Genomic DNA, 26,645 nt, shown 5'->3' with positions numbered 1-26,645 from the left:
GGAAGGAGGGGGCGATGGCTCGGATCGGGTTGCGCGAGGTGGCCTCCCGGGCGGGGGTCTCGATCAAGACCGTCTCCAACGTCGTCAACGGCACCGGGTCGGTCACCACCGCCACGCGCGAACGGGTCGAGGAGGCGCTGGCGGCGCTGGACTACCGGCCCAACCTCGCCGCGCGGCACCTGCGCCGCGGGTCCAGCGGGCTCATCGCCGTCGCCCTGCCCGAGCTCACCCAGCCGTACTTCGCCGAGCTCGCCGCCGAGCTCGTGCGAGCCGCCAAGGCACGCGGGCGCATGGTGCTGCTCTCCCAGACCGAGGGCGACGAGGAGGCCGAGCGCGCGCTGCTCGAGGGCCGCGACCTGCCCGTGCTCGACGGCCTCGTCCTGTCCCCGCTCGCCCTGGACGCCCCGGCGCTGCGCGAGCGCGTGGACCGCTCCCCGCTCGTCCTGCTCGGGGAGCACGTGGGCGACGCCGTCCTCGACCACGTGACCGTCGACAACTGCGCCGCCGCCGCGGACGCGACCGCGCACCTGCTGTCCCTGGGGCGGCGCCGGGTGGCGGCGATCGGCGCCCAGGACAGCGGTCCGAACGAGACGGCGGTGCTGCGCCTGGAGGGGTACCGCGACGCCCTCAGGGCCGCGGGCGTGACCTACGACGAGCGGCTGGTCGCCACCGTCGAGCAGTTCCACCGCCCCGACGGCGCGGCCGCCATGGCCCGGCTCCTCGAGCTGCCCGAGCCGCCCGACGCCGTCTTCTGCTTCAACGACGCCCTCGCCCTCGGCGCCCTGCGCACCCTGGCGGTGCGCGGGCTGCGGGTGCCGCGGGACGTCGCCGTCGTCGGTGTCGACGACATCGAGGAGGCGACGTACACGACGCCGTCCCTCACCACCATCGCGCCGGACAAGCAGGCCCTCGCCACGGCGGCGATCGACCTGCTCCTGCGCGGGGGCGCCGCCGCCGGCCTCCCCCCGCAGACCGTGACCGTGCCCCACCGCCTCGCCGTCCGCGAGACCACCGCCGGCCCCACCCCCTCGCCGACAGCTGACTTGCTACCGCCGACAGCCGGATCCCACCCCGCCGACGGCCCCACCCCCTCGCCGACAGCTGACTTGTTACCGCCGACAGCCGGATCCCGCCCGGCGCCCGACCCAGAGGAGCAGCCATGACCACGCCCGCGTCTCGTCCCAGCCACCAGGACGGCTCCTACCCGCGACCCCAGCTCCAGCGCAGCCGCTGGGCGGATCTGTGCGGCAGCTGGGACTTCGCCGTCGCGCGGGCCGACACCCCCGCCGAGGTGGAGTTCGACCGGCAGATCACCGTGCCGTTCCCGCCGGAGTCCCCGGCCTCCGGGGTGGGCGAGACCGGCTACCTCGGGGAAGTCTGGTACCGGCGGCGGCTCTCGCCCGAGGACCTCACCGCGGCCGGCCTGGACGACCAGGGTGACCGGCTCGTCCTGCGCTTCGGTGCGGTCGACTACCGCGCGCGGGTGTGGCTCGGCGGGACGTACGTGGGCGAGCACACCGGTGGGCAGACGCCCTTCGGCTTCGACGTCACCTCGGTGGTGCGCGCGGCGGACGGGCCGCTCGAGCTGGTGGTCCAGGCCGTCGACGACCCGCACGACGCCGCCCAGCCGCGCGGCAAGCAGGACTGGCAGCGCGAGCCGCACGTCATCTGGTACCACCGCACCACCGGGATCTGGCAGCCGGTGTGGCTCGAGGCCGTGCCGGCCCAGCACGTGGCCGGGCTCGCCTGGCTGCCCGATGTGCCGGGCGCGAGCGTCGCCGCGACCGTGCGCCTGGCGCAGCGTCCCGAGGCGGACACCTGGGTGACGGTTCAGGTGTCCCACGAGGGTGAGCTCCTCGCCGAGCAGCGGGTACGCGCGCTGGACCAGGACGTCGAGCTGCGCGTCCACCTCGCCCGTCAGGCCAACGGCCAGGCCTACGAGGATCTGCTGTGGTCACCGGAGCGGCCCACGCTCCTCGACGCGACCCTCACCGTCGAGACGGACGACGACGGCGGCACGGGCCGTTCCGACGTCGTCGGCTCCTACCTGGGGCTGCGTTCCGTCGCGGTCGCCCACGGCACCTTCCTCCTCAACGACCGCCCGTACTACCTGCGTTCGGTGCTCGAGCAGGGCTACTGGCCCCAGACGCACCTCGCCTCGCCGAGCGCCGACGCGCTGCGCGAGGAGGTCGAGCTCATCAGGGCGCTCGGCTTCAACTCGGTGCGCGTGCACCAGAAGGCCGAGGACCCGCGCTTCCTCTACTGGGCCGACCGGCTCGGTCTCACGATGTGGGGCGAGACCGCCAACGCCTACGCGTTCTCCCCGCGCTCGGTGCAGGCGCTGACCACGGAGTGGGTCGAGCTCGTGCGGCGGGACGTGTCCCACCCGTGCATCGTCACGTGGGTTCCGCTCAACGAGAGCTGGGGCGTGCAGCACGGCGCGCACGACCCCGCGCAACGCCACTACGCGATCGGGCTCGCCAACCTCACCCGTGCCCTGGACCCGACGCGGCCGGTCGTGTCCAACGACGGCTGGGAGCACACCGACTCCGACATCCTCTCGATCCACGACTACTCCCCCACCGGCACCGAGATCCGCGCACGCTACGGCACGCCCGAGGCGGTGCGCGAGCTGCTCGCGGGGATCGGCCCGGCGGGGCGGCGCCTGCAGCTGCGCGAGGACGTGCGGGACCAGCCCGTCATGCTCACCGAGTTCGGCGGGGTGAGCTTCGCCGCGCGCCACGAGGGCGACTGGGGCTACTCGACGGCGGCCGACGCCGGTGACTTCGAGGCCCGCCTGCGCGACCTCCTCGATGCCGTCCGGGACAGCGCCCTCGCCGGCTTCTGCTACACCCAGCTCACCGACACCGGCCAGGAGACGAACGGCCTCCTCGACGAGAACCGCCGCCCGAAGCTCCCCGTCGAGACGTTGAGGAGCATCATCACCGGTAAGTAGCCCACCACCTCCCCCCCTCTTACTTGCGCCGAGCGCTGAGTTGTTCCTCGCGTAACAACTCAGCGCTCGGCGCCAGGGAGGGCTCGATCGGCCAGCTCTGCCGCGGCGCGCCGTGCCGCCTCGGCCATCGGCGAGAGGTCGCCGTCGGAGACGACCGTCCGCCAGCCCTCGGGCCCACGCACCGCCAGGACGAAGGAGGCGTCGTCGACGTCGAAGCCGAGCTGGACCCGCGACTCGGGCGTCGTCCACGCGAGCACCCCGCGCGTGCCGTCGAGCTCGGAGGTGAACTCGCCCTCGAAGGCCGGGTGGGACGCGCGCAGCCGCAGCGCCTCGAGCTGCGCGGCGACGACCGCCCGGTCGAGGTGCTCCGCGACGTCGTCGGCGGTGTAGTACGTGCGGTTGATGTCCCGCCCGACGCCGGTGCGCGTGAAGAGGTCCACGTCGTTCTCCCCGGCCAGCAGCCCCACGTAGTAGACCTGCGGGATGCCGGGGACCATGAGCTGGACGAGTCGCGCCAGGAGGTAGCGCCGGTCGTCGCGCCCGAGCGCGTCGTAGAAGGTGCAGTTCACCTGGTAGAGGTCGAGGTTCGACGCCGCGGCGCCGGTGGCCAGGCGGCTGGCCCCGCCGCTCGCGTCGTGGATCGACTCGACGAGCGCGTCGATCTGCTCGGCCTCGAGCAGGCCCGGCTCCCCCGGGCGCAGGTCGTTCGGTCCGACGTCGACGATCCCGATGCCGTCGTGGGTGTCGAGGACCGTCACCGCGTTGGTCGGGCGCACCTCCATCCAGCGGGCCAGCGGCGCGAGGTCGCGCGCGTGGAGGGCGTGGAGGACGAGCGGCGGCAGCGCGAAGTCGTAGACGTAGTCGACGGTCCGCGCGATCTCCACCTGCTGGAGGTAGTGCCCGTGGATCTCGAGGAGCACCGAGGCACCCCGCGCGTGGGCGAGCTCGAGGATCCGGTCGACGTACGCCTGCGTCGAGGCGGTCATGAAGCAGTCCGTGCCCGCCTCCTTGCCGCTGTACCCGACGGCGTCGAGACGGAGCATCGTCACGCCGGCACCGGTGAGCGCGTCGATGACCGAGACCAGGTAGTCCCACGCCTCGTCGGTGCGCAGGTCGATGTCGACCTGCTCGGGGGTGAAGGTCGTCCACACGAGGCGGGGCTCCCCGCCCAGGGTCATCGTCGTGAACGGCAGGCCCGGCCGCGGCCGGTAGATGCGGGCGAGGTCGGCCTCGCTCACGCCGTCGGGGAAGACGGAGGAGAGGGTGAGGAACATCGGCGCCCACGGGGACGCGTCCCCCTTCTCGACGACGTCCCGGAACTGGTCCGAGCGGCTCGAGACGTGGTTGACGATGACGTCGCTCATGACGACGCCGCGCTCGCTCAGCGCACGGACGTCCTCCCAGGTGCCGAGGCGCGGGTCGACGACGGTGTGGTCCTCGGGGTCGAAGCCGGCGTCGACGCCGTCGAAGGGGCGGTAGTACGGCAGGACGTGGACGCCGGAGAAGGCACCGGCGAGCGGACCGTCGAGCAGCTGGTCGAGCCCGCGGAGGTCGCCGCCGAGCCTGTCGGCGTAGGTGATGAGCTGCGGGCCGTTGGAGAGGGTCACAGGAGGTCTTTCGGTCAGGTGGGAAAGGCGGGTCACGCGTCGAGCAGGAGGCGGCGCAGCCACGCGAGGCGTGCGGCGCGGGCGTCCTGCGAGAGCGGTGCCCACGGGGCGAGGAAGTCGAAGGCGTGGTTGCCGCCGGGCCACACGTGCAGCTCGGCGACGCCGCCGCACTGCCAGATGCGGTTGGCGTAGGCCACGCACTCGTCGCGGAAGGTCTCCACGGAGGCGACGTCGACGTAGGCGGGCGGCAGCCCGCGCAGGTCCTCCGCGCGGCCGGCTGCCGCGTGGGCGGGGACCCCGGGGCCACCGGCGGCGTCGCCGAGGTAGGCCCGCCACGCCGTCGTGTTCGCGGTGAGGTCCCAGGTGCCGACGCCGCGCATCTGCTGCGCGGAGAAGGAGGTGTTGCGGTCGTCGAGCATCGGGCACACGAGCAGCTGGCCGAGCAGGTCCGGGCCGTCGTGGTCCCGCGCCCACAGGGCGACGGCGGCGGCCAGGCCACCCCCGGCGCTCACGCCGCTGACGATCATCCGGGTGGGGTCGAGGTTCCACTCCCGTGCTGCCTCGTGCAGGCCCACGAGCGCGCCGTAGCAGTCGAGCAGCGGCGTCGGGTAGGGGTGCTCGGGGGCGAGGCGGTAGTCGACGGTGGCGACGGCGCAGCCCGTGCGGGCCGCGAGGTCGAGCGCGGCGGGCAGGTCGTCGAGCGGTCCGCCGAGGACCAGTCCCCCGCCGTGGATGTGGAAGAGGACGGGCAGCGGCCCGCTCGTCTGGACGGGCCGCAGGAGGACCACCGGGACCGGCGCGCCGTCCGCGGCCGAGCGGAAGCGCAGGTCCGTGCGCTCGAAGGTGCCGTACCGGGTGACCTCGTGCTCGGGGACAGGGACGGCCCGGGCGCGGAGCACCGGGATGTCCTCGGCCGTCATCCCGACGACGGCGTCCGGGTCGGCCGCGAGCGCGAGCGCGATCGCCGGGTCGAGCGGCGGGGGTGTCATCGTGCTCATCCCTTCACCGCCCCCTGGAGGAGGGCGGCGACGAAGTGCCGCTGGAAGATGAGGAAGACGAGCAGCGTGGGCGTGAGGATGAGCAGCGAGCCGGCGCACAGGAGCGGGATGTCGGTGCCCCACTGCCCCTGGAAGGCGCCGAGCGCGCCCGCCATCGTCCGCTTGGTTGGGTCGTCGACGAGGACCACGGCCAGGAGGAACTGGTTCCACGTCCACAGGAACATGAGGATCGCCAGCGAGGAGAGCGCCGGCATGGACAGCGGGATGTGGATCCGGCTGAACAGCTGGAGGTTGTTGGCGCCGTCGATGCGGGCCGCCTCGGAGATGTCCTCGGGCATGTTGACGAAGTGCGCGCGCATCCACATGACGGCGAAGGGCATGAACAGGCCCAGCAGCGGCAGGATGATGGCCCACCGGGTGTTGAGCAGCCCGACGTCACGCATCTGGTAGTAGAGCGGCACGATGATGCCCTCGAAGGGCAGCGTGAGGCCGAGGATGAACACGAGGAAGATCCACCGGCTGCCCGGCGGGCGCAGGTGGCCGAGGGCGAAGCCGGCGAGTGTGCTGATGAGCAGCGCGAGCGGCACGACCCCGAGCTCGATGAGGACGCTCGAGAGGAGCAGCTTCTGCATGTTCGCGGCCTGGAAGGCGCTGAGGAAGTTGCCCCACTGCGGCTCCTCGGGCCACGACAGGCCGGCCGGGTAGGTCCCGGTCGGGTGGAGGGCCGTGACGAAGAGCGTGACGAAGGGGACGAGGGTGATCACCATGAGGATCACCAGGACGAGCCGGCCGAGCCAGAGCTCGCTTGCGGAGGTCTTCACTGCTCCCTGCCTCGGATGAGCCGCTGAAGCGGGATGACGACGATGAGGACGAGCACCATGAGGGCGACGGCGAGGGCGGAGGCCTGGCCGACCTCACGCTGGAAGAACGCGAGGTGGTAGATCTCCAGGCCCGGCACGAGGGTGCTGTTGCCGGGGCCGCCCTGGGTGGAGATGTAGATGATGTCGAAGCTGGCGAGGGCCGAGATCACCGTGACGGTGAGGCACACGGCCAGTTCCTGGCGCAGGCTCGGCAGGGTGACCGACCAGAACTCGCGGATCGGTCCGGCACCGTCGAGCCGGGCGGCCTCGTAGAGCGCCGGGTCGATCTTCGACATGCCGGCGAGGAGGAGGACGAGGCACAGGCCGAGCGACACCCAGGCGCCGATGACGCCGACGCCGGGCAGTGCGGTGTCGAAGTCCCCGAGCCAGGCGCGGGTGACCGAGCCGAGTCCGACGAGGCGCAGGAACTGGTTGAGGACCCCGTCGGTCGCCATGATCCAGGTCCACATGATGCCCGCCGCGACGAGCGGGATGACCTGCGGCAGGAACAGCACGGTGCGCCCGATGACCGCGAGGCGGCTGGTGGCGAACTTGCGGATGATCGCGGCGGCGACGAGCCCGAGGCTGACGGGGACGAAGCTGAAGTAGATGATCAGCTGGAGGGCGTTGAGGATCGGCCCGAACATCTCCGGGTCGGAGAGGAGGCGGGCGTAGTTCTCCGTGCCCACCCACGTCGCCTCGGTGACGCCGTTCCACTCGTACAGCGAGTACTGGACGGTGAAGAGAATGGGGCGCAGGACGAAGACGACGTAGAAGAAGGCGGCCGGCAGGACGAGGGCGAGCGCCGCCGCCGAGCGACGGCGGCGCGCCCATCCCCCTCGCCGACCCGGACGCGCGGGCGGGAGCTCCGACCGCGCGTCCGCCTCCGGCGTGAGCCGGGAGATGGTCAGGTCGGACATCGGGTCAGCCGATCTCGTTCTCGTACTCCGCCTGGACGACCGGCAGCAGGTCGGCGGCCTCGATCTGGCCGGCAACGAGCTTCTGGAGGTTCGGCGTCCAGCCCTTGGCGTAGATGCCGCCGGTGGCGTTGGCGATGAAGTCCATCGAGCCGTTGTCCTCACCGATGGTGACGCCGGCGGCGAGGGTCTGGGCGGTCACCGAGTTCTCGTCGATCTCGGGCATGAACGCGTCGACCGGGCCCATCGGGTGGGACCCACCGACCTCGACGGCGATCGTGCGGGCGGCCTCGTCGGTCGCGATCCAGTTGAGGAAGTCTGCCGCGCAGTCGGCGTTCTCGGCGCCGGCGCCGATGCCGTAGGTCAGCGGAGCGGACATCGCACCGACGGACCCGCCCTCCTCGACGGGGGGCATGAGGAAGAAGCCGATCTCGCCGGGGATCTGCGAGTCGAAGGTGCCCGACTCCCAGTCGCCGTTGAAGAAGAAGAGGTTGTCGCCCTCGAGGAAGCGCGACATCGACTGGGAGTAGTCGAGGGAGTTGATGTCGTCGGCGAAGTAGCCGGCGTCGATCCAGCGCTCGAGGTGCTCGACGGCCTGGAGGTTGGTGGGCGTGTCGATGGTCGCGCCCTCCTGCTGGTAGACCCAGGCGTTGACCTCGGAGGGCTCGCCGTAGGAGGCCATGAGCATCTGGAGCGGGAACGCGAGGCCGCCGGTGGCGCCACCGTTGAACTGGGCGCTCGGGACGATCCCCGCGTCGACGGCCGCCTGCATGTAGCCGTCGAGCTCCTCGAGGGTGGCCGGGGGCTCGGTCATCCCGATCTCCTCGGCGAGCGCCTTGTTGTAGAAGACGCCGGTCATCGAGAAGTTCATGCCCATGGCGTAGAGCGGGCCGGAGCCGCGACGACCCTCGTCGTCCACCCGCATCTGCTCGAGCTGGGAGGAGGGCCACTCGTCCCAGCCGTAGGCCTCGGCGTAGGAGTCGAGGTTGAGGAGAAGTCCGTCGGAGGCGAGCTCGCTCATCTGCGGCAGGCGCATGAGGTCCGGCGGGTCGTCCGCCAGGACGCGGGGGGCGTTCTGCGTGAGGACCGCGAACTGGTCCTCACGAATGTCGAAGGTGACGTGGGGGAACTGCGCCGTGAACTCGTCCGCCAGCTCGCGGAAGAGCGGGAACCCCGTCTCGACGTAGGCGTCGACGACGACGGCGTCGGTGCCGCAGCCGGGCGCCTCGCCCGAGTCCGTGGCGGTGTCCGTCGCGCCGGCGGAGGCGGTGGGCTCGTCGTCCGGGCTCGCGCCCGGGGCCGAGCACGCGGCCAGGGCGAGCACGCCGGTGAGGCCGAGCGCGGTCACGGTGGAGCGCGACCAGCGCCGTGAGGATGAGGGGGTGTGAGACACCGTTATCTCCCTTTCAGAGGGGCAAAGCACGCGGGGGACGTGCTGGCTAAATCGAGTTAGCAGCCACATATGACCATTCGGTGTGACGTGTGTCAAGGTGGCCCCCGTGCAGTCACCGAACCGTTACCGTGAGGCGCCGAGAGGAGGACCATGACGAGCAAGCGCGTCACGCTGGCGGACGTCGCACGGCACGCGGGCGTGTCGTCGTCGACCGCCTCCCTCGTCCTCAGCGGCCGCGGGCGCGAGCTACGGATCTCCGACGCCGTTCACGAGCGGGTACGCGCAGCCGCCGAGACGCTGGGCTACCGCCGGAACACGATCTCGGTGGGGCTGCGCAAGGGGTCGACGAACACCATCGGCTTCGTGTCGGACACGGTCGCCTCCTCCCAGCTCGCCGGCGGCATGATCCGCGGCGCCCTGGCCGCCGCGCGCGACAGCGGCTTCATGCTCTTCATGAGCGAGACCGGCGGCGGTGCCGCGCAGGAGCGGCAAGCCGTCGAGGCCATGCTCGACCACCGCGTCGACGGCCTCATCCTCGCCTCGATGTTCACCCGGCAGCGCGACGCCCTGCCCGAGGAGCTGGACACCCTCCCGACGGTCCTGCTCAACGCGCTGCCGCCGGAGGGCAGGCAGCTCACCTCGATCATCCCGGACGAGCACGCGGCAGGCCGCGCGGCGGCGGAGCAGCTGCTCACGGCAGGGCACCGCGACATCCACCTCATCGGTGCCGGGCCCGGGCTCGCGGACGCGCCGGCGGCCTCGGAGGCCGGCCACCTCCGCCTCACCGGGATGCTCGAGGTGCTCGCCGAGGCAGGTGTCACGCCGGCCTCCGGGTACCCCTACCGCTCATGGAACCCCGCCCACGGCTGGGAGGCGGTCCACGACCTGCTCGAGCACGGCACCGTGCCCGAGGCCCTCATCTGCTTCAACGACCGGCTCGCCTTCGGTGCCTACCAGGCCCTGCAGGAGGCGGGTCTGCGGGTCCCCGAGGACGCCTCGATCATCTCCTTCGACGACGCCCCCCTCGCCGGCTGGCTCCGGCCCGCCCTCACGACCTTCGCGATCCCGCACCGCACGCTGGGCAGCATGGCGGTCGACATGCTCGTCGCGGCCCTGCAGGACAGCGAGCGCCACCCGCTCTCACGAGGCGTCCACACCGTCGACATGCCCCTGCGCACCCGCGGCTCCCTCGCCCCCCGCCCCACCACCTAGCCCCCGGCTCCCGCCGACAGCAGACTAGTTCCCAACGCCCCCACCCACCGCCGACAGCAGACCTGTTCTGAGCGCCCTCCCCCGACAGCTGACGTCGTCGGTACGGCCGCTGGAACAAGCCGATTATCGGCGGGAGGACGCGGGCGACACTCGACCTTGGCACTAAGCGCCCTCCCCCCGACAGCTGACGTCGTCGGTGCGGCCGCTGGAACAAGTCGACTGTCGGCGGGGACGCGGGCGCGTCGGCCGAGTCCTCGGCGCAGTCGGCGGCGGCTCACCTGGCACCAGCCACGTCCACGGCGCGGACGCCGTTGACCTTGGAGGAGCCCACCCGTAGCCTCCTGCTACATCGTTTTAGCACGCGCTCATCCGAGCCGGTCGAAGGAGACCCATGCCGACAACGACACCCCACCCACCCCGTCGCCGCGCCCGGCGCTTGCTCCGCGCGCTCGCCGTGCCGCTGGTCCTGGCCCTCGGCGGACTCGCCGCTGCCGGCCCGGCAGCGGCCGCCACCGCCCCGCCCCCGGACGAGGGCATCGTCAGCATCACGCCCATCACCCAGGTCCTCACCTTCGGGCAGAAGGTCGTCGCCGTCGCCGTCGAGTACGGCGCCGACGTCGACCCCACGGACCTCTCGACGGACGACTTCTCGGTCCTGGACAGCCCGTACAACTTCCGTGCCCACGACCCCGCCCACCTCGACGCGCTCGAGCCGCGCACCGTCACCGCCGTCTACACGAGCGACGAGCCCGCCCTCCGGGCCGACGGGTCGTCGACCCGCGGGGCCTACGTCGTCGTCGAGCTCGACCCCACCGATCGCGGCGGCAACACGGTCGTCCGCTCCATGTGCGAGGGCTTCCTGTGCTCGGAAAAGCTGCGGGAGTCGCTGCCCACCCAGCTCGTCCAGCTCGGGGACGTCCACGGCTACGCGGCCGGCGGCGCGCCCGCGCCGCTGCTCGCCGCGGGGTCCGACGACGCGCTGCCGATGACCGAGGAGCCGCTCGACCTCGTCGCCGACGAGTTCCGTTCCGACGTCATGCCCTTCCCCGGGGCGGACCTGCCGTACTCCTACCGCCTGCCGGCCGACTACGACCCGGCACGCTCCTACCCGTTCGTCGTCGTCCTCCACGGCTGGGGCTCCGGCTTCGACGGGGAGAACCTCGGGGTCAACGTCGCCGTCGACATCATGGCCACCTCCTGGGCGCAGCCCGGATGGACCGGCAGCGAGGAGGACGTCATCGTCCTGGCGCCGCAGAATGTCCGCGGCGACGACGAGGTGGAGTGGACCTCGGTCCGCGCGCTCCTCGAGCAGTTCACCGACGAGTACAGCGTCGACGAGGACCGCACCTACGTCACGACGTTCTCGTGGGGCTCGACCATCGCGTGGAACCTCATGGCCGACCAGCCCGAGCTCTTCGACGCGGCGCTCATCGTCTCCGGCTTCCCGGTGAGCGAGGAGCAGGCCGCGTCCATCGCCACCGCGCAGACGCCCGTGTGGATCACCCACGCCACCAGCGACCCGGTCCTGCCCCCGACCTTCGGCCAGACCTCCGCGGAGCTGCTCCGTGCGGCGTACACGGACGCGCGGGCGAGCGACGCCGCCGAGCTGGTGCGCTTCACCGAGTACGGCGACGACGCGTTCACCTACCCCGACTACCACGCGGCCACCGGCCCGACCTACAGCGACAGCTCGATCCTCCAGTGGGTACTCGCGCAGGACCGCTCCCCCAACCGGATCGAGAGCATCACCCCGGTCACCGAGGTGTCCTCCTTCGGGCAGCAGGTGACCGGCGTCGTGCTCGAGTACGCCGACGTCGTCGACCCCACCGGGCTGAGCCCCGCGGACTTCACCGTCCGGGACACGTCGTACAACTTCCGCTTCACGGGCCTGGAGGAGCTGGAGAACCTCGTCGAGCGGGACGTCGCCGACGTCTACACGACCGACGACCCGGCCCGGCTCCTCGACGACGACCGGCCCGAGGCCGCCGGCCGGTACGTCGTCCTCGACCTCGAGGACGACCCGAACGGCGGCTGGACCGTCATGGTCTCCCTGTGCCCGACCTTCCTGTGCTCGGTGAGGATCAACCCGGACCAGCCCACCGAGGTGGTCCAGGAGGGCGACGTGCGCGCCCCGAGCGGCGCCGTCATCTCCCGCGGCGACGCCGGCACGGCGTGGCCGCTGACGGAGCCCGCGATCGACCGCGAGGTCGACCAGTTCGTCCACGCGACGTTCGAGTCCGACGTCGACGGCGTGGAGGGTGACGACCTCACCGTCCGTTACGACTACCGCCTGCCCGACGACTACGACCCGGCGCGGGAGTACCCGCTCGTCGTCGCCCTCTCCGGGCACGGGATGGGCTTCGACGGGCAGAACGAGCGGGTCCAGCTCGTCGCGGACATGCCGGCGACGGCGTGGTTCCAGGAGGAGTGGACCGGCACCGACGAGGACGTCATCGTCCTCGCCCCGCAGAACGCGCGCGTGGGCAAGGAGCTCGAGGCAGCGCAGGTGCTCCAGCTGCTCGAGGACTTCACCGCACGCTTCTCGGTCGACGAGCGCCGGGTGTACGCGACGTCGGTGTCCTACGGCTCCCAGCTCATGTGGGAGATGTTCTCCACGCGGCCCGAGCTCTTCGCGGGCGGGCTGCTCACCGGCGGGTTCGCGGCGGACGAGGACGAGTACGCCCTCATCGCCGCGGCCGAGGTGCCGATGTGGATCACGCACGGCACGAGCGACCACCTGCTGCCGGTCGAGAACGCCGAGGGGGCGTACGAGGCCCTCGTCGCGGCCTACCGCGACCGCGGTCTCAGCGAGGAGCGCATCGCCGAGCTGGCGCTGTGGACCGAGTACGGCGACGAGGCGTTCTCGCTGCCCGACTACCACCTCGCCTCGGCACCGACGTACGAGGACAGCACCACGCTCCAGTGGCTGCTCGCCCAGGTGCGCCCGGGCGACGACGACGGCGAGGTGCCCACCGAGGAGCCGACCGACGGCAGTACGGGCGGCGAGAGCCCCGCTCCGGACTCCGGCGAGGAGGACGAGGCGCCCGCCGGCCCCGGCGGCCGCCTCCCGACGACCGGCGTGCCGGCCGCGCCGGTCCTGGCCGCGCTTCTCCTGCTCCTCACCGGTGGCGCCGTCACTCTCGGCGTCCGCCGGCGCAGCACCCGCTGAGCCGGTCCGGCACGAAGGCCCCGGCCCTGTCGCGACAGGGCCGGGGCCTCCTGCGTCTCAGTACACGATCCCGAACACCCACACGGCGAGGGTCATCGCGGTGACCGTGATGAGGACGATGCCGATGAGGTTGAGCCAGATGCCACCCTTCATCATCTGCGGGATGGTCACGTAGCCCGAGCCGTAGGCGATCGCGTTGGGCGGGGTGGCGACCGGCAGCATGAACGCGCAGGTCGCGGCGATGGCGACCGGGATCGTGGCGAGCAGGACCGGCATGTCGATGCCGATCGCCAGGCCGCCCACCACGGGCAGGAAGGTCGCCGCCGTCGCCGTGTTCGAGGTGAGCTCGGTGAGGAAGATGACGAGCGTGACAAGCACGACCACCACGAGGATGACCGGCGCACCCCCCAGGGCCTCCGCCTGCTCACCGATCCAGGCGGTCAGCCCGCTCGAGCCGAACTGCGAGGACAGCGCCAGACCGCCGCCGAAGAGGAGCAGCACGCCCCAGGGCAGCTTGACCGCGCTCTCCCAGTCGAGGAGGCGCACGCCGCGGCCGCTGCCGGAGGGGCACAGGAACAGGAGCAGCCCGACGACCATCGCGATGCCGGCGTCGGAGATGAAGGGCTCGTCGAAGATGAGCGGGATCGCCACCCACGACACTGCCGCCAGGACGAACAGCGCGAGGACCCGCTTCTCACCGCTGGACATCGGCCCGAGCTTGGCCAGCTCCTCGTTCATGAGGTCGCGGCCGCCGGGGATCTCGGTGATCTCCGGCTTGAAGAGCACCTTGGTGAGGACGAACCAGCAGATCGCGAGGAAGACGACCGCGAGCGGCAGCCCGACCAGCATCCACTGCCCGAAGCCGATCTGGATGTCGTGGTTGTCCGCGAGGTAGCCGACCAGCAGCGTGTTGGGCGGCGTGCCGATGATGGTGGAGAGCGAGCCGATCGAGGCGGCGTAGGCGATACCGAGCATGAGCGCCGTCCCGAAGGTCGACTCGACGACGTGCTCCTTGACCTCCTCGGACTGCAGGTCCGTCCCACCGGCAGCACCCGGCGCGCCGGTCGGGGCGTCCTTGAGGTTGGCCACGAGCAGCAGCACCGAGACGCCGATCGGCAGCATCATGACGGCGGTCGCCGTGTTGGACACCCACATGGACAGGAACGCGGTCGCGACCATGAAGCCGGCCACAACCATCGACGGGCTCGTCCCCATCGCCCGCACGGTGACCAGGGCGATACGCCGGTGCAGGTTCCACCGCTGCATCGCCAGGGCGAGGAGGAAGCCACCCATGAAGAGGAAGATGATGTTGTTGCCGTAGGAGGCGCCCACCTGGTCGACGGTGACCGGACTGGTGGTCCCGTCCTCCGCCGTCGTCTCGTTGAAGATGGGGAAGACGACGAGCGGGACGAGCGCAGTCGCCGGGATCGGGATCGCCTCGGTCATCCACCACAGGCCCATGAGGACGGCGGTGGCGGCGGTGACCCGGGCGGAGACGGCGAGGTCGTCGGGGAGCAGGAGGAAGACGAGGAGGCCACCGCCGAGCCCGGCCGCCAGGCCGAGGAGCCGGTTGCGCCAGGTGGTGCGCCTGAGCGGCTCGGCGCGCTCACCCGGCGAGCGGCCGCCCTCGTCGTCGCCGCCGCGTGGGCGCGGTGAGTAGTCGCGCAGGTGGTCGCCCGGAACGGGTCGCTGGGTCATGTCTGGCCCCCTTGTCAGTGTGTGCTGCGCCACACGCTAGTTGCTCCCACCGACACCGGCGCGGCAGCGGCTGGTCCTGCGCGTCTCAGCGGAGCTCGACGACGACGTCAGCACGCCCGCGCGTCGCGGCGATGACCTCGGAGTTGCGCTGGTCGGAGCCGAGCGAACGTTCGCGGGCCTCCTCCGGCGAACGACCGTAGGCCTCGTGCCGGGCGATGAGCCGGGCGATGCGCACGTCCTCAGGCGGCTCGACGTACCAGCTCTCGTCGAGCAGCGGTCCCACCTCGGCCCAGTCACCGTCCGCGACGAGGAGGTAGTTGCCCTCGGTGACGACGAGCGGCACCTCCCGCGGCACCGGGACGGCGCAGGCGATCGGCTCCTCGAGGGATCGGTCGAAGACCGGCGCGTAGACCGTCCGCTCGTCGGCGGCTCGCAGCCGGCGCAGCAGGGCGACGTAGCCGAGCGCGTCGAAGGTGTCGGGTGCCCCTTTCCTCGCTCGGCGGTCCAGGCGCACGAGCTCGGCCTCGGCGAGGTGGAACCCGTCCATCCCCACGAGGCACGCCTTGTCACCGAGCGCGTCGACGACGGCGTGGGCCAGGGTCGACTTGCCGGCACCCGGCGCCCCGGTGATCCCGAGGATGCGCCGTCCGCCCCGGTCGACGAGCGCCCGGACCCGCTCGAGCAGCTCGGCGGTGAGAACCTCCGGGCGAGGGGCGGAGGCCCCAGTCACGCCGGGCCGCCCGTGCCCGCGGCCGCCTCGGTCGCACCCGTCATGATCTCCACGACCTCCCTCATCGAGCTCTCCCCCGGCCGCACCACGGCGGCGCGACGACCGAGCCGGTGGATGTGGATCCGGTCGGCGATCTCGAACACCTGGGGCATGTTGTGGGAGATGAGGACGACGGGCAGTCCACGGTCGCGGATGCGCCGGATGAGGTCGAGGACCATCCCGGACTCCCGCACGCCGAGCGCGGCGGTCGGCTCGTCCATGATGACGAGCCGGGTGCCGAAGGCGGCGGCGCGAGCCACCGCCACGCTCTGACGCTGACCGCCGGACAGCGTCTCCACGGGTTGACGGACGTCCGGTATCCGCACGCCGAGCGCGTCGAGCTGCCGCTTCGCCTCGGTCCGCATCGCACCGCCGTCGAGGACCCGAAAGAGCCTGCCGGCGATCCCCGACCGGCGGATCTCACGCCCGAGGAAGAGGTTGGAGGCGATGTCGAGCGCGGGCGCGACCGCGAGGTCCTGGTAGACCGTCTCGATCCCCCGCTGCCGCGCCTCGAGAGGGGAACGGAAGGTCACCGGCTCACCGTTCATCCGGATCTCACCCGAGTCCGGGACGACCGCGCCGGACAGGGCCTTGATGAGCGTCGACTTCCCCGCGCCGTTGTCCCCGACGACGGCGAGCACCTCCCCGGCACGGAGCTCGAAGTCAGCCTCGGACATGGCACGCACGTGCCCGTAGGACTTGCTCAGGGCGCGCGCCTCGAGGACCGGGGCGCGGTCGTCGACGTTCATCGGGCGGCCCTCCGGCGGGAGATCTGGTCCAGGGAGACGGCGACGATGACGAGGACGCCGGTGGCGACGTCCTGGTAGAGGTTGTCGATCCCGGCCTGGGTGAGTCCGGAGCGCAGGACCCCGACGACGAGCGTCCCGATGAGCGTACCGATGACGCTGCCCCGGCCGCCGAACAGGCTCGTGCCTCCGATGACGACGGCGGTGATGCTGTCGAGGTTGCCGGTCTGGTAGGCGTTCGGGTCGGCGTTGGGGATGCGGCCGAGCGCCTGCCACGCCGCGATGCCGTAGAGCGCCCCGGCGGCGACGTAGACCGACAGGACGGTGCGCCGCGTGTTGATCCCGGTGAGCCGGGCCGCCTCGGGAGCGTTGCCGACCGCATAGACGTGCCGTCCCCACGCGGTGCGGCCGAGCATGAACCAGAAGAGCGCGAACAGGCCGAGCAGGAGGAAGGTGCCCCAGGTGATGCGCACGCCCGCGACGGTCGTCCCCTCCCCCCAGATCCGCAGCAGCCGGTCCGCCACGGGGTAGCTGCGCGACTCGGCGTAGAGGCGCGCGAGGGCGTAGGTCACGGTGAGGATCCCGAGGGTGACGATGAACGGCGGCAGCCCGAGGCGCGTGACGAGCAGACCGCTGACGGTGCCGAGGAGCATGGTGATCGCGAGGCCGAGCACGAGCGCGAGCAACGGGTCCCCGCCGTTGACCACGTGCTTGGCCATGACGATCGTGCCGAGCACCGCGATCGCGCCGTTGGCGAGGTCAATACCGGCGGTGAGGATGATGAGCGTCTGCCCCAGGGCGAGAGTCCCGATGACGATGGACTGCTGGAGGATGAGGGAGGCGTTGCCGACGGTGGCGAAGGTGTCTGTCGTCAGGGTGAAGACGACGATCGCGATGACGAGCGCGCCCAGCGGGCCGATGACCGGGTTGCGCAGCGCGCGTCCCAGCCGCTCGCGCCGGACGACGGCTGCCGGTGGCGCCCCTGCGCCGGACTCACTCGTCGCTGACATGGCTCTCCGTCCCTGCGTCGACCGGTCGGCTCAGCCCCAGCAGTTCTCCAGGCCCCACTCGGTCGTCTCGGAGTCGATGCCCTCGACGGGGTCGTCGGTGATGACGATGCTGCCGGTGTCGACGAACCCCGACGGCGGCTCGCCGCCGCCCGCAGCCTCGACGATCGCGTCCATTCCCTGGCGGACCATCTCGGCGGGGAACTGCATGACCGTCGCCGCGTACCGCCCGTCGGCAACGTCCTGCACGCCCTGGCAGCCTCCGTCGATGGACCCGATGACCACCTGGTCCGTGAGGCCCTGCGCCTCGAGGGCCGCGTAGGCGCCGCGGGCGGCGGGCTCGTTGATCGTGTAGACGGCGTTGACGTCGGGGTTGCGCTGGAGGAGGTTCTCCATCGCGGTCTGAGCGTTGTTCTGGTCGCCCTGGGTGTTCTCCATGCCGAGGATCGCGGCGTCGCCCTCCTCGATGCCGAAGCCGTCGAGGAAGCCGTCGTGCCGGAACGTGTCGACGGTGCCGCCGGCCGTGCCGTCGAGCATGATGAGCGCTGGCTCCTCGTCCCCGAGCGCTGCCCGGACGTAGGCGCCCTGGAGACGGCCCGCCTCGAGGTTGTCAGTCGCGAAGGTCGCGTCGACGGCGTCCTCCGGGTCGGTCGCCGTGTCGAGCGCAATGACGACGATCCCCTGGGCGCGGGCCTGCTCGATCGCGCCGAGCACACCGGTGGAGTTGTTCGGGGTGATCATGATCCCGTCGACTCCCCTGGCGATGAGATCCTCCATCGCCTGGACCTGGCCCTCGTTGTCGCCGTCGAAAGCGCCGGCCAGGGCGGTGAGCTCCACGCCCTGCTCGTCGGCGTACTCCGCGGCGACCTCACGCATGGTGACGAAGAACGGGTTCGTCTCGGTCTTGGTGATGAGGCCGATGCTCACGCCCTCGGCACCGCCGCCGCTGCTGGTGTCGCCACCGTCCGGCTCGGCGTCGGAGCCGCAGGCAGCGGCCCCGAGCAGCAGCGTCGTCGCGGCCAGCGCCAGTGCGCGCCGGGCTCCCCGTCCTGGTGTCGGTCGATCGGTCTTCACGGCACGCCCCCTCGCGTCCAGTGTGGCGTGCGTCACAGCCACATGTCGTGAGTGAACCAGCGCCGCACGCGCGTGGCAAGGACCTGGACTGCTTCGTCACCGGCGCGAGACCTTTCCGGCGCCACGGCGCGACCGGCGGGCCCGAGTCCTACAGTGACCAGATGCCCGCCCCGCCCGCCGCGGGCCTGCGCCCGCAGGACCCGCAGTACCGCCGGGCGCTGCTCGCGCTCGGCGCCACGGGCGTCGCCGCCTTCGCGATGGTCTACGTCGTCCAGCCGCTGCTCCCGCTCGTCTCGGCCGAGCTCGGCGTGGGGGCGACGCGGGCGAGCCTGCTCGTGTCGGCCTCCACCCTCGGGATCGCCGTCGCCGTCCTGCCGCTGGCACGCCTGTCCGAACGCGTGGGCCGGGGACGGACGATGGTGCTGGGACTGGCGGGCGCCGTCGTCGCCGGGGTGGTGGCGGCACTCGCGCCGACCTTCGCCCTCATGCTCCTCGCCCGCGCTGTCCAGGGCGCCGCCATGGCCGCGGTCCCGGCGGCCGCGCTGGCGTGGGTGGCGGAGAACGTCGCGTCGGGGTGGGTGACGCGGGTGGCGGGCCTCTACGTCGCGGGCACGACGGTCGGCGGGATGGGCGGGCGGGTGCTCGGCGGCGTCGTCGCGGACGTGACGACGTGGCGCGCCGCGATGCTCGTCGTCGCACTCGCCGGAGCTGGCCTCACGGCGGCCGCGGCGCTGCTCCTCCCCCGCTCCTCACGCGCTCCCACCCGCGCGGGCCACCAACCGCGCACCGACGACGACGGCGCCCGTGTCGCCCGGATCCGCGTCTACCTGCTCGGCGGGCTCGGGATGGCGATGTTCGTGGGCGTCTACAACGTCATCGGCTACCGCACCCATGCGCCGCCCTTCCTCCTCGGCACGGGGCTGGGCTCGATGTTCTACCTCAGCTACCTCGCGGGCACGGCGACGTCGTCACTCGCCGGACGCCTGGAGCGGCGCGCGGGCCTGCGCACCACGGCGCTGACCGGGCTGGCGGCGTGCGCGGCCGGGGTGGCGCTCACCGTGCCGAACTCGCTCGTGCTCGTGTGGCTGGGGCTGGCGGTGGTGGCGGCGGGCTTCTTCATGGTGCACGCGGTGGCGTCCGCGGCGTCGGCGCGGCTGAGCCCGCGGCCCTCCGACGGCTCGGGGACCGACACGCTGGCGTACTACGCCGGTTCCTCGGTGGGCGGGGTGCTGCTGGGCCAGGCGTGGGAGGTGGGTGCGTGGGGCGGGACGGCAGTGGCAGCGGTGGCGATCATCGCTGTCGCGGGCGCGGTGGCGGCGGGCTTGCCGCGGGGCGGGCGTCGCAGCAGGTGACCGTGTTCGGAGACGTTAAGCCGATCCACGAGGCGGATCGGGTTAACGTCTCGCGCACACGTCTCCCCCTCGCGCCGGAGGGCAGCCCGTCAGGAGTCGGTGAGCTCGCTCCGCTTCCGACGACGCAGGTGACCGCCCCCGTAGAGCGCCCAGAGGATGAGCACCGGCTGGAAGAAGAGGCGGCCGAGCCGCTTCTCGTCGGTGTCGAGGCCGAAGCCGTCCTTGGCCTCGAGGTACTGGGCGATGTTGCCCGGGAAGATGACGACGTAGAACAGCGCGAGCACCGCCCCGACCACCCGCTTGTGCTTGGGCAGGGCGATGAAGGCGGAGCCGAGCGCGATCTCGACGACGCCGGAGGCAAGGACGGTGAAGTCCTTGTCGAGCGGGAACCAGTTGGGGACCTGCGCCTGGAACTCCTCGCGCTGGACAGTGAGGTGCCCGACGCCGGCGCCGATCATGGCGACGCCCAGCGCGAGGCGGGCGACGGTGCGCAGCGTGGACATCAGGACATCCGCTCGAGGACGAAGACCGGGATCTCGCGGTCCGTCCGCTGCTGGTACTCGGCGTAGGGCGGGAAGGCCTCGACGCAACGGGCCCACCACTCCTCCTTCTCCGCGCCGGTGACCTCCCGCGCCTGCATGTCCCACCTCTCCGCGCCGTCCTGCAGCTCGACGTGCGGGTTGGCCACCACGTTGAAGTACCAGACGGGGTGCTTGGGAGCGCCGCCCAACGAGGCGACGGCGGCGTAACGGCCCTCGTGCTCGACGCGCATCAACGGCGTCTTGCGCAGCTTGCCGGACTTGGCGCCGACGCTGGTGAGGATGACGACGGGCCGCCCGCCGAGGGTGTTGCCCTCCTGGCCGTTGGACTTCTCATACAGCTCGGCCTGCTTGCGGGCGCGGTCGCTGGGGCTGGGGGCGTACTCACCGTCAAGTGGCATGAGACCTGTCTACACGAGGGTCGCGAGAGTCGCAGGGTGCGTTCCCGTGTCGCTCAGCGGAGCGCTCCGGCCCGATGTCATAGCCACCCTGCATAGTGGTCCCCGATGCGCCACATCGACGACACCGAACGCCGTAGCCGGCTCGCGATCCGCCACGCCCTGCACCCGGCCCACCGCCTGTCGGACCCCGTCGCCGCCACCCGGGCGATGACCGTCCTGCACGCCACCGAGCCGTCGACCGTCCACCTCGCCGTCCATGCCCGCACCGAGGGCGTCACGCCCGCAGACGTCGACCGCGCGATGTACGAGGACCGCAGCCTCGTCAAGCAGCTCGCGATGCGTCGCACACTGTTCGTCTTCCCGCGCGACCTCCTTCCCGCGGCGCTCGGCAGTGCCTCCGCCCGCGTTGCCGCCGAGCAGCGCCGTGTCATCGCCCGCGACGTCGAGAAGTACGCCGTGGCCGACGACGGCGCCGCCTGGCTCGACGCGGCCGCGAGCGCCGTCCTCGCCCACCTCGCCACGAACGGCCCGCTGTCCGCGCGCACTCTGCGCGAGCAGGTACCGGAGCTCACGGGGCAGTTCACGACCAACCTCGACAAGAAGTACGGCGGCACCTTCCAGATCGGGCCACGCGTGCTCACCATGCTCGGTGCCGAGGGCCGCATCGTCCGCGGTCCCAACGCCGGCCACTGGCGCATCGGCCGGCCCACCTGGACGCTGATGGAGTCCTGGCTCGGCGAGCGACCCACTCCCGTGCCCGCGGACGACGGCTACGCCGAGATCGTCCGCCGCTGGCTCATGACGTTCGGCCCCGGATCGGTCGAGGACGTGCAGTGGTGGCTTGGCTCGACGAAGGCAGCGGCGCGCGCCGCCCTCGCTGCCGTCGACGCCGTGCAGGTGAGCCTCGACGGCGGACAGGTCGGCTGGGTGCTGCCCGAGGACGAGGAGCCAGTGCCCGCACCCGAGCCGTGGGCCGCGCTCCTACCCACCCTCGACCCCACGACCATGGGTTGGAAGGGCCGCGGCTTCTACCTCGACCCCGCCGACACCCCCTACCTCTTCGACACCAACGGCAACGCCGGCAACACCGCGTGGTGGGACGGCCGCATCGTCGGCGCCTGGGTCCAGGACGACGACGACACCGTCAAGGTGGTCCTGCACCGTGACGTCAGCGCCGTCGCACGATCCGCCCTCGACGCCGAGGCCGCGCGGCTGACCGCCTGGCTCGACGGCGTACGGATCAGCAACGTCTACTCGTCCCAGCTCATGAAGCAGGCCCGCCTGCCGTGACGCGGCCATGGCCGAGTGGGCTCCGACGTCCTCCCGTCAAAGTCCGCCGGCGTGTCTAGCAGCACCGATACGCTCGAAATTTCCCAACGAGAGGTTCAGTGATGAGCGACGGCGACCAGTTGGTCGAGCAGATCCGCAAGGAGCTCGGCAGCGATCAGGAGGTGTGGATCGCGCCCACGGGCTACGACAGTGTGGCGCTGGCCGTCATCGACTCCGTCTTCTCCATCGGTACGCATTACTCAGGAGTCGTCAACGCCGTCAACCGGTACCGCGCGGCTCGTCGCGAAGAGGGAGCCGACCCGAATACCGACAGCGCCGCCGACCTCGTCGATGCCGTCGGGCGCTGGGGTGTTGATGGACTGGTCGAGCGGACGAACAAGTGGCGCACCTCCACGAAGCCGGGCGCGCCCCTGAAGGCCGAGGTCGTGCAGCGCGTCGCCCAGATCCTCGACGAGCACGACCTCAGCAGCGTGGACGCAGTAAGAGTCGGCCTCACCGACCCTGGCGCCCAGGAGACATCTGCTGTCAAGAGGGAGTGGCTGGCCCTTCCAGGGCAGAGCTCCGGACTGGCCTGGGGATACTTCCTCATGCTGTGCGGGGTGCCCGGGGTCAAGGCCGACCGCATGGTGGTTCGCTACGTGACGCGTGCCGTCGGCGGCGCAGTCGGCTCCAAGCAGGCACGCGAGCTCGTCACGGCCGCGGCCGACGCCCTCGGGGTGAGCTCCATCCGTCTCGACCATGCCATCTGGCGCTTGGAGTCGGGCCGGCCGGTGGAGTACGCCGCGGCTCCGTAGCTGGCTACTCCTGGAACCGCTCAATCCGCCGCACGGCCTCACGCACGGCCTCGGCACCCGCCGCGAACGACAGGCGCACGTACTCGTGCCCGCGCGCTCCGTCGAAGTCCACTCCCGGCACGACGGCGACCCCCTCCTGCTCGAGCAGCGCCTCGCACCACTCGACCGAGGACGCGTACCGGCCCAGCCGCTCCCCCAGCCCGGCATAGAGGTAGAACGCCCCGTCGGCGGGCGCGACCGGTCCCCACCCGAGCCGCGGCACGTCGTCGAGCAGGACGGCGCGGGTGCGGGCGAGGTCGGCGACGCGCGCGTCGGCCTCGGCGTAGGTCGCGTCGGAGAACGCGCCGAGGGCGGCGTGCTGCGCCGGGGCGGGCGGGCACAGGGCGACGTTGCCGGCGAGCGCGTCGACGGCGCCGGCGAGGTCGGGGGGCAGCAGCGCCCACCCGAGCCGCCACCCCGTCATACCCCAGTACTTGGAGAAGGAGGAGATGACGACGGCGGAGCCAGCGTCGGGCACGTCCCACGCGCACACCCCACGCGCGTCGGGGGCGGCGGGGTCGGCCGGGTAGGTGATGCCGTGGTAGATCTCGTCGCTCACCAGGCGCACGTCGTGCTCGGCGCACCAGGCGACGAGCGCCGTCATCCGCTCGCGGCCGATCATCGTGCCGGTCGGGTTGGCGGGCGAGGCGATGACGAGTCCCGCGACCCGCCCGTGCTCGGCGAGCACGCCGTCGAGCAGCTCGGGCGTGGGCTGGAAGCCGACCTCCACCCCGCAGTCGACCTCCACCACCCGGCACCCCAGAGTGTCGAGGATGTTGCGGTAGGCGGGGTAGCCGGGACGGGCGAGGACGACGACATCCCCCGCGTCGAACGCGGCGAGGAAGGTGAGCATGAACGCGCCCGAGGACCCGGTGGTGACGGCGACCCGCTCGGCGGACACGTCCAGCCCGTACCAGCGCCCGTAATGGCCCGCGATCGCCCCGCGCAGCTCCCGCAGGCCCAGCGCGCTGGTGTACCCGAGGGCGTGACCGCCGGCGTGGGTGCTCGCGGCGAGCTCGCGCACCGCACGGGGCGCGCCGCCGGACGGCTCCCCCGCGCACAGCGAGATGACGTCGCGGCCCTCGGCGCGCAGCTGGGCGACGCGGTCGAGGATCGACATGACCTGGAACGGTGCGACGGCGGAGCGGCGGGACGGGTGAGGCATTCTCCCTGTCTACACCGTGCTGGGCGGGAGACCGCACCGGTGGGGCGGCGCGAAACGCGACCGAAACCGCGGCGTCCTACGGTGCTCCCGTGCGAATCGAACCTGGAAACCTGGACGCGCAGGACGTCGCGGCGCTGCTGCGCGAGCACCTGCAGGACATGTACGCCACCTCGCCCCCGGAGAGCATGCACGCGCTGACCGACAAGGGTCTTCGCGACCCGGACGTCACCTTCTTCGCCGCGCGCGACGACGACGGCGCCCTGCTCGGCTGCGGCGCCATCAAAGGGCTCGGAGAGGGGACCGCCGAGCTCAAGACGATGCGTACCGTCGCGACAGCCCGCGGGCGAGGGGTGGGCTCAGCGATGCTGGCACACCTGCTCGCCGTCGCCCGGGAGCGGGGCTTCACGAGCGTGCACCTGGAGACCGGCTCGATGGACTACTTCGCCGCCGCGCGCCGGCTCTACGCGCGCCACGGCTTTCTCGAGACCGGGCCCTTCGGTGACTACGCGCCCGACCCGCTGAGCACCTTCATGACGTTGCAGCTGAGGCCTGGGCCCGAAGTGACACGGAGTTAACAGGTCGCAACACCCCGGCAACGTCGCTCGGTTTTACTCCGTCGTGTTAACCCACGACGACGAAAGGACCTTGGGCATGCGCACAGGATCACGCCGAGCGACACGGGGGCTGGTGGCGACGTCGGTCGGAGCCGCTCTTGTGCTCGCCGGGGCGGGCACCGCATCAGCGGAGCCGTTGCAGACCTGGGACGGCCTCGAGAGCCGGCTGGACGCCGTCGTCGCCGACGCCGCCGAGTCCGGCGTCACGCTGAGCGTCGCCGTCACCGACCTCGCGGGCGGGTTCGACGGCGCGACGCTGGTGGCCGGTGAGGACGAGCAGGTCAAGGCGGCGAGCATCATCAAGCTGCCGCTGCTCGCCACGCTCATGGCCGACGTGGACGCCGGCGAGCTCGACCTCGACCAGACCGTGACGATCCCGGCCGGTGACCCCAACATCGTCGGCGGCTCAGGCACGCTCAAGGACGGGCAGTTCCCGCTCGACATCACCGTCGCCGAGCTTATGGAGCTCATGGTCCAGGTCAGCGACAACACCGCCACCAACGTCCTCATCGACCTGGCCGGAGGGTTCGACGCCGTCAACGACTACGTCCACGCACTCGGGTTCGAGGACCTGTACCTCGGCCGCAAGATGATCCACCCGGCCTCCCCTCCCCTGCAGGAGAACTACATCTCCGCCGAGGAGGTCACCGAGCTCGTCACCCTGCTGTGGGAGGGCGAGGTCCTCAGTCCGGAGTCCAGCGAGCACATCATCGACCTCATGCGGGGCCAGCTCGTCGACACGAAGTTCGGTGCGGCGATCCCCCGCCCGCACCTGGCGAACAAGACCGGTGAGCTCGCCGACGTGTCCCACGACTCCGGCATCGTCCTGCTGCCCGGACGGGAGCTCGCGTTCACCACGACGACGTCGTTCACCGACCTGCCGCGCGCCGAGGCCGACGTCTTCGTCCAGGAGACCGCCCGGGTCGTCTACGACTTCGCGCGCCTCACCGGGGACGTCACGGCCGACGTCGAGGCGATCGTCCAGCCCTACATCGACGGGGCAGCGGCGCAGGACGTCCGCGTGTCCGTGGGCTTCAGCGACCTCACCGCGGACGGCGACCGAGTCCTGCTCGGGTCGCAGGAGCCGTACAACCCGGCGAGCGTCATCAAGCTCTCGCTGCTCGCCGCCGTCATGCGCCAGACACAGCGCGACCTGCTCCACCTCGACGCGCCGGTGACGATCTCCCCGTACATGGTGGTCGGCGGGTCGGGCAGCTTCCAGGACGAAGAGATGCCGTTCACGACGACGGTGGGCGAGCTCGTGCGGCGCATGGTCGTGGAGAGTGACAACACGGCGACGAACGTGCTGCTCTACCACATCGGCCTGCCGACCACGCAGGAGCTCATCGACGACCTCGGCCTGGACGTCATGCGCTTCAACCGGCAGATGTTCCCCGGGGAGCTCATCGACGAGCCGGCCAACGTGCTGGACGTCGGCGACACCCTCGCGCTGCTCGAGGCGATGTACGGGGACGAGCTGCTGGGCGAGGAGTCCCGCGAGCAGATCCTCACGTGGATGGGTGACCAGGAGGTCGACACGAAGTTCGGTGCCGTGCTGAACGACGCGCCCGTGGCCCACAAGACCGGGGAGACCGGCAACGTCACCCACGACGTCGGCTACTTCCTCGTGCCCGGTCACGAGGCCGCCGTCGTCGTGCTCACCGAGGTGACGAACTCGGGCGGCTTCGACGAGACCCAGGAGATCGGCAACCCGATCGTCCAGGAGATCGGGCTCGCGGTCTACGACTACCTCGACGCCCTCGCGGCCCTGGACGGGGAGCACCCGACGGACGCCCCGACCGACACGCCTCCCGCGCAGCAGCCGACGACGGCACCCGACGACGGCGGTACCCAGGCGCCCGGCGGCGGCACCGGTGAGGGCCCGTCCGCCGGAGGCGGCACCCTGCCGACCACCGGCGTCTCGACGGCGGTGCTCGCCGGCGCACTGGCGACCCTGCTCGCCGGCATCGCGGTGACGGCCGTCGCTCGCCGGAGGGGCGCGGTCGCGGAATAGGCCGGCCCGGGACAGCACCGGAGCGGGGAGG

At 71.8% G+C, this 26,645-nt stretch carries 22 protein-coding genes; 9 read left to right on the top strand and 13 right to left on the bottom strand.

The features are described 5' to 3' along the window. Window positions 1-14 precede the first annotated feature (14 nt). Both H9624_RS01910 and H9624_RS01905 read left to right on the top strand, forming a co-directional pair. Entirely contained in the window at window positions 15-1,163 is a 1,149-nt protein-coding gene (locus H9624_RS01910; protein WP_251838219.1) for a LacI family DNA-binding transcriptional regulator, read from the top strand. Further along, window positions 1,160-2,956 (top strand): glycoside hydrolase family 2 protein, encoded by a 1,797-nt coding sequence (locus H9624_RS01905; RefSeq protein WP_251838218.1) that lies wholly within the window; start codon window positions 1,160-1,162, stop codon window positions 2,954-2,956. Before H9624_RS01910 ends, H9624_RS01905 begins: the two co-directional genes overlap by 4 nt. A gap of 59 nt (window positions 2,957-3,015) precedes the next feature. On the opposite strand, the gene gtfA is transcribed toward H9624_RS01905, so the two are convergent. Genes gtfA through H9624_RS01880 form a run of 5 tightly spaced genes read right to left on the bottom strand, consistent with a single transcriptional unit; the run spans window position 3,016 to window position 8,686 of the window. Then, on the bottom strand, window positions 3,016-4,563 hold the full coding sequence (gene gtfA / locus H9624_RS01900; protein ID WP_251838217.1) for a sucrose phosphorylase: 1,548 nt from the start codon (window positions 4,561-4,563) through the stop codon (window positions 3,016-3,018). A gap of 32 nt (window positions 4,564-4,595) precedes the next feature. Continuing rightward, the gene (locus tag H9624_RS01895; RefSeq protein ID WP_251838216.1) at window positions 4,596-5,561 is read right to left on the bottom strand and encodes an alpha/beta hydrolase fold domain-containing protein; all 966 of its coding nucleotides are present in this window, start codon (window positions 5,559-5,561) and stop codon (window positions 4,596-4,598) included. Then, window positions 5,558-6,382, bottom strand: a complete 825-nt coding sequence (locus tag H9624_RS01890) for a carbohydrate ABC transporter permease (protein ID WP_251838215.1) — start codon at window positions 6,380-6,382, stop codon at window positions 5,558-5,560. Before H9624_RS01890 ends, H9624_RS01895 begins: the two co-directional genes overlap by 4 nt. Then, window positions 6,379-7,341, bottom strand: a complete 963-nt coding sequence (locus tag H9624_RS01885) for a carbohydrate ABC transporter permease (RefSeq protein ID WP_251838214.1) — start codon at window positions 7,339-7,341, stop codon at window positions 6,379-6,381. The genes H9624_RS01890 and H9624_RS01885 overlap by 4 nt, the downstream gene beginning before the upstream one ends. A 4-nt stretch (window positions 7,342-7,345) precedes the next feature. Next, window positions 7,346-8,686: an ABC transporter substrate-binding protein gene (locus tag H9624_RS01880; RefSeq protein WP_251838213.1), complete on the bottom strand. Its 1,341-nt coding sequence runs from the start codon at window positions 8,684-8,686 to the stop codon at window positions 7,346-7,348. A 195-nt stretch (window positions 8,687-8,881) separates the two neighbouring features. On the opposite strand from H9624_RS01880, the gene H9624_RS01875 reads away from it, so the two are divergent. Beyond that, window positions 8,882-9,943: a LacI family DNA-binding transcriptional regulator gene (locus tag H9624_RS01875; RefSeq protein WP_251838212.1), complete on the top strand. Its 1,062-nt coding sequence runs from the start codon at window positions 8,882-8,884 to the stop codon at window positions 9,941-9,943. Window positions 9,944-10,334: 391 nt separating this feature from the next. Continuing rightward, window positions 10,335-13,112, top strand: a complete 2,778-nt coding sequence (locus H9624_RS01870; protein ID WP_251838211.1) for a hypothetical protein — start codon at window positions 10,335-10,337, stop codon at window positions 13,110-13,112. 57 nt (window positions 13,113-13,169) lie between these two features. Here H9624_RS01870 and H9624_RS01865 read toward each other — a convergent pair whose 3' ends face one another. The 5 genes from H9624_RS01865 to H9624_RS01845 form a co-directional block, all read right to left on the bottom strand. Beyond that, entirely contained in the window at window positions 13,170-14,810 is a 1,641-nt protein-coding gene (locus H9624_RS01865) for an SLC13 family permease (protein ID WP_251838210.1), read from the bottom strand. 85 nt (window positions 14,811-14,895) lie between these two features. Further along, window positions 14,896-15,540 (bottom strand): nucleoside/nucleotide kinase family protein, encoded by a 645-nt coding sequence (locus H9624_RS01860; protein WP_251838209.1) that lies wholly within the window; start codon window positions 15,538-15,540, stop codon window positions 14,896-14,898. After that, entirely contained in the window at window positions 15,537-16,328 is a 792-nt protein-coding gene (locus tag H9624_RS01855) for an ATP-binding cassette domain-containing protein (RefSeq protein WP_251838208.1), read from the bottom strand. The genes H9624_RS01860 and H9624_RS01855 overlap by 4 nt, the downstream gene beginning before the upstream one ends. Further along, complete coding sequence (locus tag H9624_RS01850) at window positions 16,325-17,335, bottom strand: ABC transporter permease (protein WP_251838207.1); 1,011 nt, start codon at window positions 17,333-17,335, stop codon at window positions 16,325-16,327. Before H9624_RS01850 ends, H9624_RS01855 begins: the two co-directional genes overlap by 4 nt. A gap of 30 nt (window positions 17,336-17,365) precedes the next feature. After that, complete coding sequence (locus H9624_RS01845) at window positions 17,366-18,406, bottom strand: substrate-binding domain-containing protein (RefSeq protein ID WP_251838206.1); 1,041 nt, start codon at window positions 18,404-18,406, stop codon at window positions 17,366-17,368. A gap of 161 nt (window positions 18,407-18,567) precedes the next feature. On the opposite strand from H9624_RS01845, the gene H9624_RS01840 reads away from it, so the two are divergent. Beyond that, window positions 18,568-19,758, top strand: coding sequence for an MFS transporter (locus H9624_RS01840; RefSeq protein ID WP_251838205.1), 1,191 nt, complete (start codon window positions 18,568-18,570; stop codon window positions 19,756-19,758). An 89-nt stretch (window positions 19,759-19,847) separates the two neighbouring features. Here the strand turns inward: H9624_RS01840 and H9624_RS01835 are convergent, their stop codons facing one another. Beyond that, window positions 19,848-20,261, bottom strand: coding sequence for a DoxX family protein (locus H9624_RS01835; RefSeq protein WP_251838204.1), 414 nt, complete (start codon window positions 20,259-20,261; stop codon window positions 19,848-19,850). Then, a complete protein-coding gene (locus H9624_RS01830) occupies window positions 20,261-20,698 on the bottom strand; it encodes a nitroreductase family deazaflavin-dependent oxidoreductase (RefSeq protein WP_251838203.1) in 438 nt (145 codons plus the stop codon). Before H9624_RS01830 ends, H9624_RS01835 begins: the two co-directional genes overlap by 1 nt. Before the next feature lie 105 nt (window positions 20,699-20,803). Here H9624_RS01830 and H9624_RS01825 point away from each other — a divergent pair, with 105 nt between their 5' ends. Together H9624_RS01825 and H9624_RS01820 are read left to right on the top strand one after the other, a co-directional pair. Beyond that, window positions 20,804-21,988 carry a winged helix DNA-binding domain-containing protein gene (locus H9624_RS01825; protein WP_251838202.1) on the top strand — a complete coding sequence of 395 codons (1,185 nt, stop codon included), beginning with the start codon at window positions 20,804-20,806 and terminating at the stop codon, window positions 21,986-21,988. 101 nt (window positions 21,989-22,089) lie between these two features. Further along, window positions 22,090-22,782, top strand: coding sequence for a DUF8548 family protein (locus H9624_RS01820; protein WP_251838201.1), 693 nt, complete (start codon window positions 22,090-22,092; stop codon window positions 22,780-22,782). Between the two features lie 4 nt (window positions 22,783-22,786). On the opposite strand, the gene H9624_RS01815 is transcribed toward H9624_RS01820, so the two are convergent. After that, complete coding sequence (locus H9624_RS01815; protein WP_251838200.1) at window positions 22,787-23,986, bottom strand: pyridoxal phosphate-dependent aminotransferase; 1,200 nt, start codon at window positions 23,984-23,986, stop codon at window positions 22,787-22,789. Window positions 23,987-24,075: 89 nt separating this feature from the next. On the opposite strand from H9624_RS01815, the gene H9624_RS01810 reads away from it, so the two are divergent. Both H9624_RS01810 and H9624_RS01805 read left to right on the top strand, forming a co-directional pair. Next, window positions 24,076-24,561, top strand: coding sequence for a GNAT family N-acetyltransferase (locus tag H9624_RS01810; RefSeq protein WP_251838199.1), 486 nt, complete (start codon window positions 24,076-24,078; stop codon window positions 24,559-24,561). 76 nt (window positions 24,562-24,637) lie between these two features. Next, window positions 24,638-26,614, top strand: coding sequence for a serine hydrolase (locus H9624_RS01805; protein ID WP_251838198.1), 1,977 nt, complete (start codon window positions 24,638-24,640; stop codon window positions 26,612-26,614). The last annotated feature ends 31 nt before the right edge of the window (window positions 26,615-26,645 follow it).

Source organism: Oceanitalea stevensii (assembly GCF_014837105.1).
GTDB classification, from domain to species: domain Bacteria; phylum Actinomycetota; class Actinomycetes; order Actinomycetales; family Actinomycetaceae; genus Oceanitalea; species Oceanitalea stevensii.
This window is presented reverse-complemented; position numbering and strand designations above follow the sequence as displayed.

Coding starts and splice junctions, on each gene's coding strand:
- H9624_RS01815 (WP_251838200.1), bottom strand. CDS start 23,986: ATGCCTCACCCGTCCCGCCGCTCCGCCGTCGCACCGTTCCAGGTCATG.
- H9624_RS01835 (WP_251838204.1), bottom strand. CDS start 20,261: ATGTCCACGCTGCGCACCGTCGCCCGCCTCGCGCTGGGCGTCGCCATG.
- H9624_RS01820 (WP_251838201.1), top strand. CDS start 22,090: ATGAGCGACGGCGACCAGTTGGTCGAGCAGATCCGCAAGGAGCTCGGC.
- H9624_RS01895 (WP_251838216.1), bottom strand. CDS start 5,561: ATGAGCACGATGACACCCCCGCCGCTCGACCCGGCGATCGCGCTCGCG.
- H9624_RS01840 (WP_251838205.1), top strand. CDS start 18,568: ATGCCCGCCCCGCCCGCCGCGGGCCTGCGCCCGCAGGACCCGCAGTAC.
- H9624_RS01855 (WP_251838208.1), bottom strand. CDS start 16,328: ATGAACGTCGACGACCGCGCCCCGGTCCTCGAGGCGCGCGCCCTGAGC.
- H9624_RS01870 (WP_251838211.1), top strand. CDS start 10,335: ATGCCGACAACGACACCCCACCCACCCCGTCGCCGCGCCCGGCGCTTG.
- H9624_RS01850 (WP_251838207.1), bottom strand. CDS start 17,335: ATGTCAGCGACGAGTGAGTCCGGCGCAGGGGCGCCACCGGCAGCCGTC.
- H9624_RS01885 (WP_251838214.1), bottom strand. CDS start 7,341: ATGTCCGACCTGACCATCTCCCGGCTCACGCCGGAGGCGGACGCGCGG.
- H9624_RS01825 (WP_251838202.1), top strand. CDS start 20,804: ATGCGCCACATCGACGACACCGAACGCCGTAGCCGGCTCGCGATCCGC.
- H9624_RS01905 (WP_251838218.1), top strand. CDS start 1,160: ATGACCACGCCCGCGTCTCGTCCCAGCCACCAGGACGGCTCCTACCCG.
- H9624_RS01805 (WP_251838198.1), top strand. CDS start 24,638: ATGCGCACAGGATCACGCCGAGCGACACGGGGGCTGGTGGCGACGTCG.
- H9624_RS01875 (WP_251838212.1), top strand. CDS start 8,882: ATGACGAGCAAGCGCGTCACGCTGGCGGACGTCGCACGGCACGCGGGC.
- H9624_RS01865 (WP_251838210.1), bottom strand. CDS start 14,810: ATGACCCAGCGACCCGTTCCGGGCGACCACCTGCGCGACTACTCACCG.
- H9624_RS01830 (WP_251838203.1), bottom strand. CDS start 20,698: ATGCCACTTGACGGTGAGTACGCCCCCAGCCCCAGCGACCGCGCCCGC.
- H9624_RS01910 (WP_251838219.1), top strand. CDS start 15: ATGGCTCGGATCGGGTTGCGCGAGGTGGCCTCCCGGGCGGGGGTCTCG.